Here is a 16,786-nt window from a genome sequence, read left to right as displayed (position 1 = left end):
GCGCGTCAGCGCTGCACGATGACGGCTTTGGCCTTCAACTCGGATACGTACTTCTTGCTCAGCGCATCAGCTGCATCGTCTTTTTTGCCGTCAAGGCCTTCGTTCTGCAGCATCAGCTGTGCTGTCTTATCGTCCGAAACCTCGCGCGCCGAACAGATACCGATAAATTCGATGCCACGGTCGGTTTCGCGCACATTCGTTGCGCCTCCGGCCTTGGTGGCCTTGATCTGATCCGCCCAATCAGCCGGAAGCTGGGGCGCGAGCACACGGCCGAGATCGCGCACTGTGACGTCGATCAGGCCTTTGGCAAACTCACGCGTGGTGTTGCAGCCGTTGAAGCGGGCGCGCATTGCTTCCGCCTCGCGCTTGCGCTTGCCCATCAACGCACCGCGTTCGGCCGCTGGAACCACAAAGATTATCTGCTGCAGCAGGTATTCGGTAGCGGACGGCTTGTTGCCGCCTTTCTGCAGCATCTTGCGCACGGCATCCTGCTCACTCATGCCGGTACCGCCTTGTTCCGAGCGGTAGCGCATGCTCAGTGCCTGGTTCCAAGCCATCTGGGCACGGATGAATTCCTTGAAATGCTGTTTGGTGACACCCGACTTGTCCATGACGCCGTCGAGCTGGGCCAGCTGCATTTTGTTGTTGGAGGCGAAACGCGCATAGGCGTCGTTCACCTGCTGATCGGAAATGCGAATGCCCAGACGGCGCGCTTCGGCGAGACGAAGCGTCTGCTCGATCATTTCGTCGGCAGCGTCGCCCTTGCGTTTTTGCAGGCGCAGGAAGGCTGCCCGGTTCTTGATGTCGCCACTGGTAATGGCAACATTGTTGACGACGTATTTGATTTCGCTGGCAAAAGCAGGCTGCGACATCCCCATCACCGAGATGCCTGCAGTGGCAACCAGAAGCGCAAGGCTCGCAGAAAAGAGCTGTTTCCTCATCGTCTCTGTTCCAAATCCGTTACGATCCCGGCTCATCACTGAGCCGGATACAAATTTCCTTGCCCGTCCTATGCGGCGAAACCATGTCCCGCAAGGGGTAATGACTTATTGGAAGCTGCTGGAAGCCGAGCCGAAATCGCCAATGGTGCGGAACGAGATGTTGAAGCCGATGTTGCGGGTGACTTCTCGAGTGACGCGGTCACGGCTCTCGGACACAGTCATCATATAGGTGAAGCACTCGTCATCATAAGCAAAGCCGAGGCCGTCACTTGTCAGCACCCGTGTCTGGATGTCGTAAGTGCCCGAACCGAATACACGCCAGTTCTGATTGAGGCGGGTCGATGCACCGAGCGAAACCTCGTGGCGGTCTTCCTCAAAGCCATAACCAGGCTGGGCTTGGATAAAGGCATATTGGGCCGAAATCGAGACCGGCGATGAACCGCTATAGGCCGCCTTGGCTTCGGCGCGACGAACCTCGAAGGTCTGCTCGTCGAAACGGCCGCTGACCGAAGCCGACAAGCCGTACGGGCTGGTGAAACCGGCCAGGCCGACATAATCGGATTTCTCGGTCTCGAGACCTGAATAGGCGCCGACATTGACCAGATCAGGCTCGGCGAACGAATTCGTGCCGCCGATCTGGTAGGATTGGCCGAACAGCGCGTTCGTGCTCCAGCCATTGGAATAGCTGCCGGAGTAACGCACACCGACATTCGCGCGGCTACCGCCTTCGATACGATCATAGCCGGAGAATTTGTCACGTTCGAACAGGGTCGTGGCGTCGAACACCATGCTCTGTGCATCCTCGTTGGGGACGCGCAGGCCGCCGACATACGATTCGTTGGGGCGTACGAACAACTGGGCGGTCGGCTCGATAACATGCGAGCCACCGGTCAAGCTGGTGAAGAGCAGCGGCCAGCGGAATTCGAGACCTGCAGTGGCCATAGTTCTGGCGAAAGACGACCGCATATCGGCACTGACGCCCTGCGCTGTCGCCATCTGGTTTACCGCGTTGAGCGAATCCGATGAGGCGTTGAGGTAGTTGGCGTCGGCTTGGAAAGCGAGCAGTGGTGTGATGACCAGGCCGCCGTCGGTAACGAAGCTGCGCTTCCATTCAGCTTCGGCAGTCAAGCGGCCGGAATCGCCCTCGATACCGCGAACACGCTGCACTTCGCTGAACGTGTCGTAATTCGCGCGGAACGCTTCGTCGAGGCGATCGCGCTTGATGACACGCGAATTCAAATTGATCGACAGCTGGCCACCGGCGAGTGATGCATCAGGAATATATGCATAGTCGAGCGACGGCAGCACCCAAGGCTGGAACTCGTCCCGGGCACCGGTCTGATAGCGAGCGCCTTCTTCCCGTGGAAGTATTTTTTCCTGCACTTCGAAGTGCATGGCCCGCAGGTCGAAATAGTTCCGATCGTTCAGCCCGGTTAGATAGACCTCCGAACGATGAACCGAAGCGTCATAGCCGCCGATATGATAGGTGCTAGAGAAGTTCTTGTCGGTCTGCAGCAGGATGTCCCAGCCGAAGTTCCAACGCGAATTGATCGCAAATTGGCCTTTCGTGCCCATCATGCCGCGGAAATTGTTCGGATCGCCGGCCGGACCGGAATCAACCGTATAGTTGTCGAACTTCAGCGGTTTCTTCTGGTCGATGCCGGCGATGCGAAGGCTGTACTGACCATTGTTGAAGCGCTGGCGCCATTCGGCCTCACCAAGGAAACCCTGGTTGGTGTAGTAGGTGCCCCGTGCAGTGATGTCGTAGGTCGGTGACAGCGCGAAATAGTAGGGAACGGTTATTCCCGTACCGAGCTTGCTGTTGAACGTGATGCCGGGCATCAGGAAGCCGCTCTTGCGCTTCACCGTCGGGTCGGCGATCTCGAAGGCCGGCAGGAAAGCGATCGGGAAGCCAAAGAACTCAAAATTGGAGTTCTCGAAGCGCACCGTCTTCTTCTGGCCGTTCCAGATGATTTTCTTGGCCTTCACGCGCCAGATTGGCGCTTTGTCCGGCTTTTCTTCGCAGGGTTCGCAGGCCGTATAGACGCCGTTGTGGAACGTCGTCAGCACGCCGCCGATGCGCTCTGCACTTTCCGCGCCGAAATAAGTCTTATCCACCGTTTCGACACGCAGGGCGTTGACGAAACCATCGGCAAAGTCGTCGGTGATGTCGATATGCTCGGAATTGATCTTGGTTCCGTCGCTTTGCACCAGCTGTGCATTGCCCGAGGCGACAAGGCGCTTGGTTTTGCGGTCGTATTCAACGCGCTGGGCAACGAGCTTATTGCCGCCATAGTCGATCTGCACGCCGCCGACAGCCGTCACCGTCTGATTGTCGTTGTCGTAAACCAGCGTGTCCGATTCCAGCAGCATCTGCGAGCCGGCAGGTACACTGGGGGCTTCAACTGTTTGAGCTGCTGCCGGTACGGCAGTCGCCAGGCTACCGGCAAAAAGACAGGCCAGCGCGCTCACCCCACACAGGAGTGCAGCGCGGATCGGTCTGCGACCTTGCAAAACCGTCCTCATCACTAACCGTCTTCCCTGTACAGTAGGAACGTCACCCCGAAGAACATCGCCACGACCACCGGAAACCATGCAGCTACGACAGTCGGGACGAATCCCGCCACTCCAAACGCTTTGACCAAAACAGATACAACATAAAGCAGAAACCCAGCGACTACGCCACCCAGAATCATCGTTGCGGATTGTCCCATGCGTGCAAAACGCATCGAGACGGTTGCGGCGATCAAAGTCATCGCAACCAGGAGGAAAGGCATCGCCACCAGCGAATCGAACTGCATGGCGAATGCATTTGCCTTAAGGCCGAAGGAGCGAGCAACTTCAATCTTTTGCGGCAGATCGTAAAATGGAATTGTTTCCGGTCGTGCCAGCCGCTCCTGCACAAATTCCGGCTTGAGATCGGTCGGCAGACGGTCTGTCGTTTTTTTCTCGATATTGCCGTCCTTCAGAATACTGACGTCCTGCAGATCCCAATAGCCATCGCGCAGGAACACCTTCTTGGCATCCTTGCGTTCAACGATATTGCCTTGCGGGTCGAGTAGGAAGAAAACGGCATCCGCCATTTCCAGGCCCTGATTCAGAATGGCGCGTGCGCCGATGATGGTATCGCCAGAAGCGGTTTTTTGGCGGATCCACGGTGCGGCGTCCGCGGAGACGTTGTTCGACGAGCCGGAACGCAGCTCACTTTCGATTCGCTCGGACTGAGAGAAACCATAGGCGGCCAATGGGTTGAGGACGGCAACGGCAATGGCCCCGAACAGTAGCGCGCCAATGCCGCAAGGCAGCAGGAACTGCCAGGCCGAGATGCCGGCGGAGCGGGCGATCACCAACTCGTATTTGCGGTTGAGCGAAACCAGCGTCGCCATCGCCGAGAACAGTCCGACGAAAGGCACGGTCTGCAGCATGATCATCGGCACACGCAACGCGGAGATGGCAAAACCCGTCTGATAGGTAAAGCCCGGCACACCTGCGATGCGGCCAGTCAGCTCAGTGAAATCGATCAAGAACACCAGGGCAAACAGCCCAAGGAAGATCCAGATCGTGATCCCCAGGTAGCGGAAGAAGAAATAGCGGCCAAGCGTCCAACCCATCAGGCACCCCCCTGGCGGGATGCAGACCGGTTGGCCCACCACAATCTAAGCCGGACACCGGTTTCGCCGATTCGGCTGAAGAGATTGGTCAGCCAGTCGGCCCAGCTTACGGGCAGCTCCATTCGCCGATTCGAATATATGACCCAGCCGGCTATCGCCGAAGCACCGAATGGCACAGCGAAGACCAGATAGTTGTAGAAAGGATTCGTGTTGGCCTTGCCTGCGGCAAAGAAACCCAGCCAACGCACCAGCAGGGCGACGCAGATGGCCGTGATCAGCGGGTGAATGCGAGCCTCGCGGTGGGAGCGCGCGTCCCCGGCCACGGCCAATGCGATCATCGCAAAGGCCAGTGAATAAGCCCATTCGGAGAAACGCAAGGCAAGCTCGGCCCGATATTGATCAGGGGCTTGCTGGTAATATCCGTCATTGGGATCGGGATTGAGCAGATACTGCGTCGTCTGATCCTTCGGATAAAGCGTGGCCTGCGCGGCGGTAGCAAAGGCCGAGAGATCGAAGGCGTAGGAGGTGAAACGGATGACCGACACATCACCGGCTGGGGCCTTGCGATGAACGACGCCGTCGTTCATCAGAAGAACCTTCTCGTTACCCTTGTCGATGACCGCGCCGGTCTTGGCATAATAGACCAGATCCGTGCCTTCCTGGCGGGAATCCGCCACGAAAATGCTTCCTAATCCGCCATCGGCGAAGCGTTCACCAATCTGCACGAACAGGCCATCCTCGATCTTGCGGAAGGTACCTTCCTGAATGATCAAGGACAGGAAATCGGCGCGTGCGCTCGCAATGAGTTCGCGGTTTTTCTGGCGGGCATAGGGCTCGATGCCGTTGTCGACGACAAATGAAAGCACGCTCGCGATCATTGCAAGGATCAGGATCGGCTTGACGACAGTCATGCGTGAAGCGCCGGCGGCATTGATGACCACCAGTTCCGAATCGGAATTCATCACGCTCAGAGTTTGCGCTACCGCCACGATGAGCGCGAAGGGAACAACGATCGGGATGATCGTTGGCAAAATGAGAGCGGCAACCTGGAAGAAGCTCACCGCAGACTGGCCGTTATCCGTCACCAGGTTGATGCGTGTCAGAACCTGCGTCGTCCAGACGATCGCCAGCGTCCACGCCAACGCTGCGAGAAAGAGCGAGAGCGCGCGCCGGAAGATATAAAGCTCGGCGACCTTCATTCAGAGCAGTTCTTCTCGATTGATTTCGATGGGTATCGCAGTTTCAGAAGTTATCTTTCCGGTGACACCCGTACAACCGGTCTGGTCTGGTTCCGTCTCAAGTCGTCATTTCCGGTGGCGCCGACTCTGGTCGGCAATGGATAAGAAAAGGCGAATAGGTATGGTTAACAGCGATTTGCGTCAGACATTTGTGTGAGGCGCGGTCGATCGTCAAGGGTCGCCCTCTGCCAAATCGCAACGGCTGTTGCTGACTGGGATGCTCGATGGCGGAGCACCCCTTTGTGCCGGCTTGCGGTTTGACGGTCTTGCCAAACCACTGAAAAGCGCGAAATGTCGACGCCTATCCCTCGCATCAACCAAGCAGGTTTTCATGGCTGCCCGACCTACGATCGCCTTTGCCAAATTCGCCACCGTCAAAAAAGGCACAGTCTTCTTGATCTCAGCGGAAGAGGTGGGGCTTTCCGATGTTGCAAAGGCGCACGATCCTGCCGGCACGCTGATCAGGGTATTGCCGGCTGCGGATTTTTCCGGAAAATTCGGCACTTCCGCTGAAATCTTCGCGCCTGAAGGGACTACGCTCGATCGGTTAACCGTGATCGGCGCCGGCAAGGTTTCAGCGCTGGATGAATATGGCTGGCTGAAGCTTGGCGGACATATTGCGGGCTTGCTGCGTAAGGCGAAGGAGATAACGGTCGTGGTTGATCTGCCGGGTGCCGAGCCCGACGGAGCGGCGGCGGCAAACGTCGCGGCGGGCATTTTGCTGAGAGCATACTCTTTCGACAAATACAAAACCAAGAAAGGTGATGACGCCAGGGACGACGTCAGGACACCGGTAAAAATTGCCATTCAATCGGCGAACCCTGCCGCAGCAAAAAAGGCATTCGCTGAACTCGAGGCCGTGGTTGATGGCGTGTTTGTCGCGCGTGACCTGGTCAATGAGCCAGCAAATACTCTGGGCCCGGTCGAATTCGCCGAACGAGCCAAGCAGTTGGAGGTGCTGGGCGTCAAGGTCGAGATCCTCACCGAGAAAGAGATGAAAAAGCTCGGCATGGGTTCGCTGCTCGGCGTTTCGCAGGGCTCACCGCGTGGCGCGCGGCTCGCAGTTCTGCAATGGAATGGAGGTAAAGCCAAGGAGAAGCCGCTGGCCTTCGTGGGCAAGGGAGTGACCTTCGACACAGGCGGCAATTCGATCAAACCGGCGTCCGGCATGGAGGACATGAAGGGCGACATGGGCGGTGCGGCGGCGGTCACAGGCTTGTTGCATGCGCTTGCCGCCCGCAAGGCAAAGGCGAATGTCGTCGGGATCCTCGGGCTCGTGGAAAACAGTGTCGATGGTCATGCGCAACGGCCAGGCGACATCGTTACCTCCATGTCGGGACAGACGATCGAAGTGCTCAACACGGATGCCGAGGGCCGGCTCGTACTCGCCGATGCACTCTGGTACTGTAGCGACCGTTTTCAGCCTCGCCTGATGATCAACCTTGCCACATTGACTGGAGCGATCATGGTAGCGCTGGGCCAGCATCATGCCGGCCTGTTTTCGAATGACGACGAGCTTGCCGAGCAGTTGCTCCGGGCGGGTATCGCCACACAAGAGAAGTTGTGGCGGATGCCCCTGGGCAGCGAATACGACAAACTGATCGACTCCAAAAACGCCGACATGAAGAACATCGGCGGACGTTATGGCGGCGCCATTATCGCGGCCCAGTTCCTGCAGCGTTTCGTCAAGGACACGTCCTGGGCGCATCTCGATATCGCAGGGACGGCGATGAGCGCACCGGCCAGCGAGATCAACCAGTCCTGGGGATCGGGCTTCGGGGTGAGGTTGCTCGACCGACTGGTGCGCGATTATTACGAATCCTGATCTATGGCCGAGGTGCTGTTCTACCATCTGACGGAATCGACATTGGAGGAGGCTCTGCCGGGTCTTCTCGAGCGCAGTGTCGACCGTGGCTGGCGCGTCGTCGTTCAGACAGGGACCGAAGAGCGCAGGGATGCACTTGATCAGCATCTGTGGGTCTGTCGTGATGATAGCTTCCTGGCGCACGCGACCGATCGGGAACCTTATCCCGCCGAACAGCCCATTCTGCTGACCACAGGCGATACCAACACGAATGCCGCGCAGATCCGTTTCCTGGTCGACGGTGCAGTGCCTCCAGACTTGGCCGGTTACGACCGGGCGGTATTCCTGTTCGACGGACATGATGCCGGACAAGTTGAGGCTGCACGCAGCCACTGGAAGGATATGAAGAGTGCCGGCCACACCGTAACCTATTGGCAGCAGACCGCAGACCGGCGTTGGGAACGCAAGGCATGACATTGCGTAGGGGCACGCCGCACTCTATGGCATGAGCCATGCGCAAATTGTTTCTGCTTATCATCCTGGCTGGCGTTGCCCTCAGTTTTCTCTATCCGTGGGCGGTTCGAAATTTCTCCGGCGAGGATCTTGGCACCTGGCATGTCTACCAGGACGGCCGTTTCAAGCCCGCGACGGTGTCGCTCAAGGCCGGAACCGGACCGGTTCGGGTTTTCGTCGACCTGACGAGTGATACCGATCGCATCAACGCTTTCGACCGGACGGTTCTGACGCTGACAGCTTCTGCCAGCAACAAGACGGTGCTTGCCGAACGCTTAAGTTTCAGCGGCAATCCGTCGCCGCGCGAACAGAGCCCTCAGTTGACCGACAAGGTGTTTCGCGATGAAGCAGGGCTGATCGATGTGGAAGAGGCTGGCACCTATGTCTTTACCATCGGACCAGGGGACGCCGACAACATCCGGATCAAAGCCGTGGATCTTGTGTTGCGTGCTGGTGCCGCGGTCCCCGACAAGCGAGCCATTCAAATTGGTTTTGGATTGATCGCGTTTGGGCTGATCGGCCTGATGCTGGCGATCCGTTTCGGCAGGGCACGACCTTCAACTAAACCTGAAATTCCGCCCAAGCCGCGTTGGGGCAGGGGTGGCGGCGCCTGAGACATGAATTATCGCCACGCCTACCATGCCGGAAATTTCGCCGATGTCGTCAAACACATCGTGCTGGTACGCCTGATCGAATATCTGAAACGGAAGGACAAACCGTTTCGCGTCATCGATACTCATGCCGGTATCGGCCTCTATGATCTCTCCTCGAAAGAGGCCCAGAAGACGGGTGAATGGCGCGATGGTATCGCCCGATTGGCCAGGATCGATCCCGGCATTCAGGCGACCACGTTGCTCGGGCCCTATCTCGAAGCGGTCAATGCCTGCAATATGGATGGCGGCATTCGTTTCTATCCGGGGTCTCCATGGCTTGCGCGGCGACTCTTGCGCAATCAGGATCGACTGACGGCGATCGAATTGCACCCTAAGGACGCTATCCGATTGAGAGAGCAATTCGAAGGCGATTTTCAGACCCGCATTATAGAACTGGACGGCTGGCTGGCGCTTGGTGCGCACTTGCCGCCGAAGGAAAAGCGCGGTCTGGTTCTGGTTGATCCTCCTTTTGAGCTTGAAGGGGAGTTTGAGCGTCTCGCAGATGGTGTCGAAAAGGCCTACAAGCGCTGGCCGGGCGGTATCTATGCCCTCTGGTATCCGATAAAGGACCGGAGCAGCGTTGCCGATTTCCGTAAACGGCTGGCGGCATCGGGCATAAGCAAGATACTCGATATAGTCTTCGAAGCGCGGCCGGCTTCAAACAGCGAGCGGCTGGACGGTACCGGCATGGTCGTCGTGAACCCGCCTTTCACATTGGAGCAGGAACTTCGCCTCATACTGCCTGCACTGCAGGCGGCAATGGCTGAGCCCAATGCTGCCGGCTGGCGGCTCGATTGGTTGGCACGCGAGGGCGGCACCTGATTTGATCGAGGGTGATACTTCCCGGCTTGACCGTGTGACGGCAAATCCGCACAGTGCCGCCGATCAGCAATGAGGCACCGCCATGACTCGCTCGTTCAAATCCCTTCTCGCCGGACTGATTGGCCTGGCTTCAGTCCTGACTGTTGCCCCGATTGCGCAAGCCGCCGACCTTTCCAGTTATTCGGGCGATCCGGGGGTCTGCGGGGAGGCGTGGGTGCTGAATAAGATCACCAGTCGCTTTGCGCACCAGGTGCGCAACGTTCCGCACTTGCCTGATGTGCAGATCACGGACTTCCGTCGCATCAATGAGCGACGGTACCAGCCGGCTGAAGAAAACTGGCCGATCGGTCGCCGCTATTGCGACGCGAGAGTTGTGCTCTCGGACGGACACGAGCGCACCATCTGGTACCTGATCGAAGAAGGACAGGGCTTCGCAGGCGTCGGGGACAATGTCGAATTCTGCGTCTCGGGATTCGACCGCTGGTATGTCTACAACGGTGCCTGCCGCATTCTGCGCTAAAGATCAGCGCCTAAAGCATCTCCGGGATTATTGCCTGGTCTTGACCCTGCCTCTCGGCAGGGTCTTTCAATTGTGCCCGGCATCAGGACACGACCACAATGCGAGGAACCATGCCAAGCCTGCTCTACGCAACCACATCTCCTTACAGTTCCAAGGTTCGTATGGCCGCTGCTTATGCCGGCATCGCGTTGGAATTGAAGCCAGTCAAGACGGAGGAGGATCCTGCCGATTTGATTGGCGCGAACCCGCTGGGCAAGATTCCAGTGCTGGTTCTGGAAAACGGTCAATCGATCTTCGACAGCCGAGCCATCACCCAGTATCTCAACCGGCAAACCAAGAATGCGTTGTTTCCACGCAATGCCGACAAGCGTACGGAAGCCGAAGCGCTTGAGGCATTGGCGGACGGCATTTGCGATTCGGCACTGTCGATGGTCTATGAGCGGAGGGTCCGGCCCGAGGACAAGGTATTCCAGCCTTGGCTTGACAGGCAGTGGGTCAAGGTCACTCGATCACTCGATAGCCTCAACGCCAATCCACCCAAGCTGCCGAAGAAGATCACGGTCGGCCAGATCGCGCTGCGTGCCGCGCTTGGCTATCTGTCGCTGCGTTTCGCCGGCAAATGGGAGAAGGGGCGTGGCCGGTTGGTGCGCTGGGCGGCCCGTTTCGACGAGAAGTTCCCTGAATTGAAGGGCTGCATACCCTGAACTAAAAATCGTCTGTTCACCGCATTGACTGGTGTCGGTCCGCATAAAACAAAAAAGCCGGGCTCGCGCCCGGCTTTTCATGTCGATCGGATAACGATCAGAACTTCATACCGACACCGAACTGGATGCGGTTGTCGCTGCTCTTGACCTTGCCGATACCGTTGTCGAAGTTCTTGGAACCGTAGTCGGAGTAACGGTACTCGACACGACCGAAGACATTCTCCGTGAACTTGATGTCGGTACCGACACCCGCGGTCCAGCCGAACATGGTCTTGCGATCGTCGAGACCGGTGACCTCGTCGGTGACCTTCAGGCCCTGGCCGGCGCCGCCGGCAGTGCCGTAAAGCAGGATGTCGGGGCTGACGGAGTAGCCCAGACGAGCGCGGAGCGAACCTTCCAGCCCCGACTTCGACTTGAAGCCGTTTTCCGATCCCTTCGTGCCATTGTAGCCAAGGTCGCCTTCGAGACCGTACACGAAGTTATCCTGTTGCCAGTTGTAACCGGCAAAGGCACCGCCGACGAAGCCATCAGTCTTGATGCTGGTGTCGAAGTCTTCGACCTTGGTGCGGCCCGAGAAGCCATAGCCGAGATTCACACCGGCATACGCACCAGCCCAGGAAGCGACCGGCAGTTCTGCAACCGGCATCGGAGCCGGCGGTTCTTCCGAGACGACGTCCGCAGCAAAAGCTGGAACCGTGCCGAGGACGGCGAAAAGCCCGATCGCAGCAACCGACGTCCGCGCGAATTTGTGGTTGATAGACATAGTTCTTACTCCATAAAGCCAAAGACGCTGGCTTGTTCCTTGCGAACCAGACCCGCCGGGGGAGGAAACGGATCACGCGTTCAACGGTTCCGGAATTTGGGCGGCAAATGCGGCGGAAGCGAACCTGAACTTGGGTCTTTAGCTGGCGCGAATGAGGCTGAAGCATGACGTTGCACTAGTGCAACAAAGTTGTCAGGAGGGTTTGCTCGAGGATGCTGAACCCGGCTTGGTGCAAGGGGTTGCGGGCCCTATATTGGACCTTCGATCAGACTGCAGGATTCGAGTCGAGGCCTTTCACTTCAGGGCCATCGACACAATATGGCCACAGGAACGAACAGCATTTTATTATTGAGCGGTCTCATTTGCTGGCTGCCATTATCGCGTGGATGAAAGCCAGATGAAGGACAAAGCCATAACAACGGCCCTGGTGACAGGGGGAGCGAAACGGATCGGCAGGGCTATCGTCGAGGATCTTGCTGCGCACGGGTTCGCCGTCGCCATCCACTGCAATCGCTCTCGCGAGGAGGCCGAATCCCTTGCAAGCGTGGTTGTCGCTTCCGGCGGACGCGCTGCCGTGGTGGCTGCGGACCTCACCGACATGGCCATGACGGCCGGGCTGATCGAGGCTGCCACGAGGGCGCTCGGACCGGTCAACCTTCTTGTCAACAACGCATCGCTGTTCGAGGAAGACACAATCGATGATTTCAACTGGTCCGGCTGGGATCGCCATTTTGCTGTTCATGTCAAAGCGCCGGCGCTTTTGACGCAGCGTTTCGCCCAGTCCTTACCCGAGGAGGAGGACGGGCTGGTCGTCAATATGATCGACCAGCGCGTGTGGCATCCGACGCCGCGCTACTTTTCCTATAGCCTGTCTAAATCGGCATTGTGGGCCGCCACACAAACCATGGCACAGGCGCTAGCGCCGCGCGTTCGGGTCAACGCGATCGGCCCGGGACCCACTTTGAAGGGAGCGCGCCAGCAGGATCATGACTTCCAGGCCCAACTCGACGGCGTGCTGCTGAAGCGCGGCGCTGAACTTGGCGAGTTCGGCAGAACGATACGATATTTATGGAATGCGCGGTCGGTCACTGGCCAGATGATCGCGCTGGATGGCGGCCAGCATCTTGCATGGCAAACGCCCGATGTGACAGGCGTAGTGGAATGAGTTCCGGCAAAGTGAAAAACGGACGCGCGGTGGGCGAGGACTTGCCCGACGTCGATCTGGATGAAGACGAAAACGGTGAACTGGAAGTTGCTCCCTCGGGACCCGAGGTCGCCTTTACTGCGATCGACTGGACCCAGCACGTCGGTGACACCGACGGCAAGGTTGGCGCGGAAGTCATCCAAGCGTTGGTCAAACGCCTGCCCAATGCGCCGGGCGTCTATCGGATGATGAACGTGACCGGCGACGTGCTCTACGTCGGTAAGGCGCGCAGCCTGAAAAAGCGCGTAACGCAATATGCACAAGGGCGTTTTCACACCAATCGCATCGGGCGCATGGTGCGCGAGACGGCGACGATGGAGTTCGTCGTCACCCGCACCGAGATTGAAGCGCTGCTGCTGGAAGCGAATCTTATCAAGCGCTTGCGGCCGCGCTTTAACGTCCTGTTACGCGACGACAAGTCATTTCCCTATATCTTGCTGACGGGCGACCACCCGTCGCCCGGTATCTACAAACACCGTGGGGCACGTTCGCGAAAGGGCGATTATTTTGGCCCTTTCGCGTCGGCGCAAGCCGTAGGGCGCACCATCAATTCCCTGCAGAGGGCCTTCCTGCTGAGGAGCTGCACCGATTCTTTTTATGAAAATCGGACGCGACCCTGTCTGCTTTTTCAAATCAAAAGGTGCGCGGGACCGTGTACGGGTGAAATCTCGCATGGCGACTACGCCACCTTGGTTGCCGAAGCGAAGGATTTTCTGTCGGGTCGCAGCCAGAAGGTGAAGACCGAGATTTCCGCCGCCATGCAGGTCGCCGCCGAGAATCTCGATTTCGAACACGCTGCGATCTACCGAGACCGTTTGGCCGCGCTCGCTCATGTGCAGAGCCATCAAGGCATTAATCCGCAGTCGGTGGAGGAGGCCGACGTGTTTGCCATCCATCAGGAAGGCGGGCAGGTTTGCATCCAGGTGTTCTTCTTCCGCACGGGTCAGAATTGGGGCAACCGCGCCTATTTCCCAAAGGCCGACCCGGCGATGGAACCGGCCGAGGTGTTGGGTTCCTTCCTGGCCCAGTTTTACGACGACAAGCCGACACCGCGTGCGGTGCTGCTTTCGCATGCGGTGGACGAGCAGGAACTGCTTGCCGACGCGCTCTCGACCCGCGCCGGCCGCCGAGTGTCGATCTCGGTGCCTCAGCGCGGCGAGAAGAAGGACCTGACCGACCACGCGCTCCAGAATGCGCGCGAAGCGCTGGGCCGGCGGTTGGCGGAAACGTCGACGCAGGCGAGACTGTTGACCGGCTTTGCCGAGACATTCGGTTTGACAAAGCCGCCGGTGCGCATTGAGGTCTACGACAACTCGCACATCATGGGAACCAACGCCGTCGGTGCTATGGTGGTCGCGGGACCCGAGGGTTTCGTCAAGAATCAATACCGCAAGTTCAATATCCGCTCGACGGAGATCACGCCGGGCGACGACTTTGGCATGATGCGTGAGGTGATGGAGCGCCGCTTCTCGCGTCTCATCAAGGAATATGGCGACGTCACACCGGACCAAGGCGGCGAGGAGCCGGACGATCTCGTCTCCAATGGATTCCCAGCCTGGCCGGACGTCATCCTGATCGACGGCGGCCAAGGCCAGATGTCGGCAGTGCGCAAGATCTTAGCCGATCTTGGTGTCCAGGACCGGGTTGTTGCCATCGGCATCGCCAAGGGGCAGGATCGCGAGGCCGGTCGCGAACGCTTCTTCGTCGAGGGCAAGCCATCCTTCACATTGCCGGTGCGCGATCCGGTGCTCTATTTCATCCAGCGTCTGCGCGACGAAGCCCATCGTTTTGCGATCGGTTCACACCGAGCCCGTCGCAAGAAGGAGATGGTGAAAAGTCCCCTGGACGAGATCGCCGGCATCGGTCCAGGCAGGAAGCGGGCGCTGCTTCTGCACTTCGGCACCGCGAAAGCGGTCAGCCGCGCCGCGGTCGAGGACCTGATCGCGGTCGACGGGATCTCGGAGCAAATCGCGCGGCTTGTTTACAACCATTTTCACGAGAATTGACGTTCTGTGTGTTGTTTTACGCTGGCCAGTCGATTTTCAATGGTTGACCCCTGATATCGGCTTCTGATTTGAGTACGGAAGCAAAGAGAAACGACCGTGAAAGTCTCAGGCACGTATGGCGAAACACGCATTCAATCTGCCTAACATACTCACCTATGCCCGCATCATCGCGGTGCCGATGGTTGTAGTGTGCTTCTTTCTCGAGGGGCATTTGAAGTCGAGTGATTTCGCGCGCTGGCTGGCGCTGGCGATTTTCCTTGCCGCTTCCATTACGGACTATTTCGACGGCTATCTGGCGCGCGCCTGGCAGCAGACGTCCAATATCGGGAAGATGCTCGATCCGATCGCCGACAAGCTGCTGGTTTCCACATGTCTGCTTCTGTTGGCTGCCGACGCCGATGGCATTGCCGGCTGGTCGCTGTGGGCGGCTATCATCATCTTGTGTCGCGAAATCCTGGTTTCAGGACTGCGTGAATATCTCGCTGCCTTGAAGGTTTCGGTGCCGGTGACGCAACTCGCAAAATGGAAAACGACCATTCAGATGGTGGCGATCGCTTTCCTGCTTGCCGGGCCAGCCGGCGACAAGATTTTCCCCTTCACCACCGAAACCGGATTGGTGCTTCTTTGGATCGCCGCAGTGGTGACGCTATATACCGGCTATGACTATTTCCGTGCGGGATTGAAGCATATCGTCGACGAATAGCGGGAAAAGGCCATGAAACTCATTTATTTTGCCTGGGTGCGCGAGCGCGTGGGCAAATCCGAGGAAGACGTTGATCTTCCCGGGGATGTGACGACGGTGGCAGAGTTGCTTGCCTGGCTGAAATCGCGTGGCGAGGAGTATGAACACGCTTTGCAGCATCTGCGCTCCATCCGCGTCGCCATCAACCAGGAACATGTCGATCACGGCGAGAAGATCGCCGGTGCGCGCGAGATTGCGCTTTTCCCGCCGATGACGGGAGGCTGATGCGGTGGCGGTTGCCGTCCAACCGAAAATCAGCATCCAGGCTCAGGACTTCAATGTTGCTGACGAGATCGCTGCCATGGCTACAGGGCACACCGATGTCGGCGCGGTGGTAACTTTTTCTGGTCTCTGCCGCGACGAAGCAGGCACGCTGGCAGCGCTTGAGCTGGAGCATTATCCAGGCATGGCCGAAGCCGAGATCCGTCGTATAGCCATGGAGGCGGCCGGACGATGGCCGCTGCGGGGTGTGACTGTCATCCACCGGCATGGTCGCATTCGACCAGGCGAAAATATCGTCTTGGTGGTGACGGCATCCGCGCATCGGCAGGCAGCGTTCGAGGCGGCAGATTTCCTGATGGATTACCTAAAATCCCGCGCGCCCTTCTGGAAGAAGGAACATCGCGCCGACGGCACCGAAGGCGGCTGGATCGAAGCCAAGGACAGCGACGACGAGGCTGCGGCGCGCTGGCGCTAGAACTGTGCGCAAGTCGCCGTCGGGGCGTGAAAATACCCCAGATTGGCCATTGATTGTCCGTAATCGCAGCGGATTTTAGCATTGGCGTCGTGTCTCGCGCGCCAATGGAGCAGCAGCTGTATGTTGGACAGGATCACGAAATTCCTGATCTTCGGGCTTGCACCGTTAATGGTAGGTATCCTCACCACGACGGATATGTCTCTGGCGGCCGAACGCCGATTGACTGGCGAAGTGATCTATCGCGAGCGTATGATCTTGCCCGGGAATGCGGTGCTCACCGTACAATTGCTTGACACTTCGCAACCGGATGCTCCGGCGCGGATAATCTGCGAGCAAAGGGTCGCGCTTACCGGCCGGCTGCCTGTGCGTTTCACGCTGAAATTCGATAGCCGGGACATCCGCCCGAAAACGACCTATGCGGTGGATGCCAGCATCACCGTCGATGGACAGGCAGTGTTTGAAACCAACGCACGTCATTATGTCGATCCACTCGCCGACACGCCAATGACGATGGTCTTGAAGCAGGTGCAAGACCAGCAGAGTGAGGTCGGCACACCCGGCTGACGGG

17 protein-coding genes are annotated in these 16,786 nt (G+C 58.4%); 12 read left to right on the top strand and 5 right to left on the bottom strand.

The features are described from left to right. Nucleotides 1–5: 5 nt before the first annotated feature. The 4 genes from L4923_RS02430 to lptF all read right to left on the bottom strand — a co-directional run bounded on the left by L4923_RS02430 (nt 6) and on the right by lptF (nt 5,751). Nucleotides 6–941: a peptidylprolyl isomerase gene (locus L4923_RS02430; protein WP_239361811.1), complete on the bottom strand. Its 936-nt coding sequence runs from the start codon at nt 939–941 to the stop codon at nt 6–8. A gap of 105 nt (nt 942–1,046) precedes the next feature. Beyond that, nucleotides 1,047–3,467 (bottom strand): LPS-assembly protein LptD, encoded by a 2,421-nt coding sequence (locus tag L4923_RS02425; RefSeq protein WP_239361810.1) that lies wholly within the window; start codon nt 3,465–3,467, stop codon nt 1,047–1,049. Nucleotides 3,468–3,469: 2 nt separating this feature from the next. Continuing rightward, nucleotides 3,470–4,555 (bottom strand): LPS export ABC transporter permease LptG, encoded by a 1,086-nt coding sequence (gene lptG / locus L4923_RS02420; RefSeq protein WP_239362058.1) that lies wholly within the window; start codon nt 4,553–4,555, stop codon nt 3,470–3,472. After that, entirely contained in the window at nt 4,552–5,751 is a 1,200-nt protein-coding gene (gene lptF / locus L4923_RS02415; protein ID WP_239361809.1) for an LPS export ABC transporter permease LptF, read from the bottom strand. The genes lptG and lptF overlap by 4 nt, the downstream gene beginning before the upstream one ends. 370 nt (nt 5,752–6,121) lie before the next feature. Between lptF and L4923_RS02410 the strand changes: the two genes are divergently transcribed. From L4923_RS02410 to L4923_RS02385, 6 genes are all read left to right on the top strand, one after another. Continuing rightward, nucleotides 6,122–7,615 carry a leucyl aminopeptidase gene (locus L4923_RS02410; protein WP_239361808.1) on the top strand — a complete coding sequence of 498 codons (1,494 nt, stop codon included), beginning with the start codon at nt 6,122–6,124 and terminating at the stop codon, nt 7,613–7,615. 3 nt (nt 7,616–7,618) lie between these two features. Further along, entirely contained in the window at nt 7,619–8,068 is a 450-nt protein-coding gene (locus tag L4923_RS02405; RefSeq protein ID WP_239361807.1) for a DNA polymerase III subunit chi, read from the top strand. A 38-nt stretch (nt 8,069–8,106) separates the two neighbouring features. Further along, the gene (locus tag L4923_RS02400) at nt 8,107–8,721 is read left to right on the top strand and encodes a hypothetical protein (protein WP_239361806.1); all 615 of its coding nucleotides are present in this window, start codon (nt 8,107–8,109) and stop codon (nt 8,719–8,721) included. 3 nt (nt 8,722–8,724) lie between these two features. After that, a complete protein-coding gene (locus L4923_RS02395) occupies nt 8,725–9,582 on the top strand; it encodes a 23S rRNA (adenine(2030)-N(6))-methyltransferase RlmJ (RefSeq protein WP_239361804.1) in 858 nt (285 codons plus the stop codon). Nucleotides 9,583–9,664: 82 nt separating this feature from the next. Next, nucleotides 9,665–10,102 carry a hypothetical protein gene (locus L4923_RS02390; RefSeq protein WP_239361802.1) on the top strand — a complete coding sequence of 146 codons (438 nt, stop codon included), beginning with the start codon at nt 9,665–9,667 and terminating at the stop codon, nt 10,100–10,102. 110 nt (nt 10,103–10,212) lie between these two features. Next, a complete protein-coding gene (locus L4923_RS02385) occupies nt 10,213–10,806 on the top strand; it encodes a glutathione S-transferase (protein WP_239362057.1) in 594 nt (197 codons plus the stop codon). A gap of 97 nt (nt 10,807–10,903) precedes the next feature. Here the strand turns inward: L4923_RS02385 and L4923_RS02380 are convergent, their stop codons facing one another. Further along, complete coding sequence (locus L4923_RS02380) at nt 10,904–11,569, bottom strand: outer membrane protein (RefSeq protein WP_239361800.1); 666 nt, start codon at nt 11,567–11,569, stop codon at nt 10,904–10,906. Nucleotides 11,570–11,966: 397 nt separating this feature from the next. Between L4923_RS02380 and L4923_RS02375 the strand changes: the two genes are divergently transcribed. The 6 genes from L4923_RS02375 (at nt 11,967) to L4923_RS02350 (ending at nt 16,782) form a co-directional block, all read left to right on the top strand. Continuing rightward, a complete protein-coding gene (locus L4923_RS02375) occupies nt 11,967–12,734 on the top strand; it encodes an SDR family oxidoreductase (protein WP_239361798.1) in 768 nt (255 codons plus the stop codon). After that, entirely contained in the window at nt 12,731–14,779 is a 2,049-nt protein-coding gene (uvrC, locus tag L4923_RS02370) for an excinuclease ABC subunit UvrC (protein WP_239361796.1), read from the top strand. Before L4923_RS02375 ends, uvrC begins: the two co-directional genes overlap by 4 nt. Nucleotides 14,780–14,894: 115 nt before the next feature. After that, nucleotides 14,895–15,482, top strand: coding sequence for a CDP-diacylglycerol--glycerol-3-phosphate 3-phosphatidyltransferase (pgsA, locus tag L4923_RS02365; protein WP_239361794.1), 588 nt, complete (start codon nt 14,895–14,897; stop codon nt 15,480–15,482). Between the two features lie 12 nt (nt 15,483–15,494). Next, complete coding sequence (gene moaD, locus L4923_RS02360) at nt 15,495–15,746, top strand: molybdopterin converting factor subunit 1 (RefSeq protein ID WP_239361793.1); 252 nt, start codon at nt 15,495–15,497, stop codon at nt 15,744–15,746. Between the two features lie 4 nt (nt 15,747–15,750). After that, a complete protein-coding gene (locus L4923_RS02355) occupies nt 15,751–16,218 on the top strand; it encodes a molybdenum cofactor biosynthesis protein MoaE (RefSeq protein ID WP_239361792.1) in 468 nt (155 codons plus the stop codon). 120 nt (nt 16,219–16,338) lie between these two features. Further along, complete coding sequence (locus tag L4923_RS02350; RefSeq protein ID WP_239361791.1) at nt 16,339–16,782, top strand: YbaY family lipoprotein; 444 nt, start codon at nt 16,339–16,341, stop codon at nt 16,780–16,782. Nucleotides 16,783–16,786 lie beyond the last annotated feature (4 nt).

The sequence above is a fragment of the Terribium retamae genome (assembly GCF_022347545.1).
Taxonomy (GTDB): domain Bacteria; phylum Pseudomonadota; class Alphaproteobacteria; order Rhizobiales; family Rhizobiaceae; genus Mesorhizobium; species Mesorhizobium retamae.
Note: the sequence above shows the minus strand (reverse complement) of the source record. Positions and strands in the feature narration are given on the sequence as shown.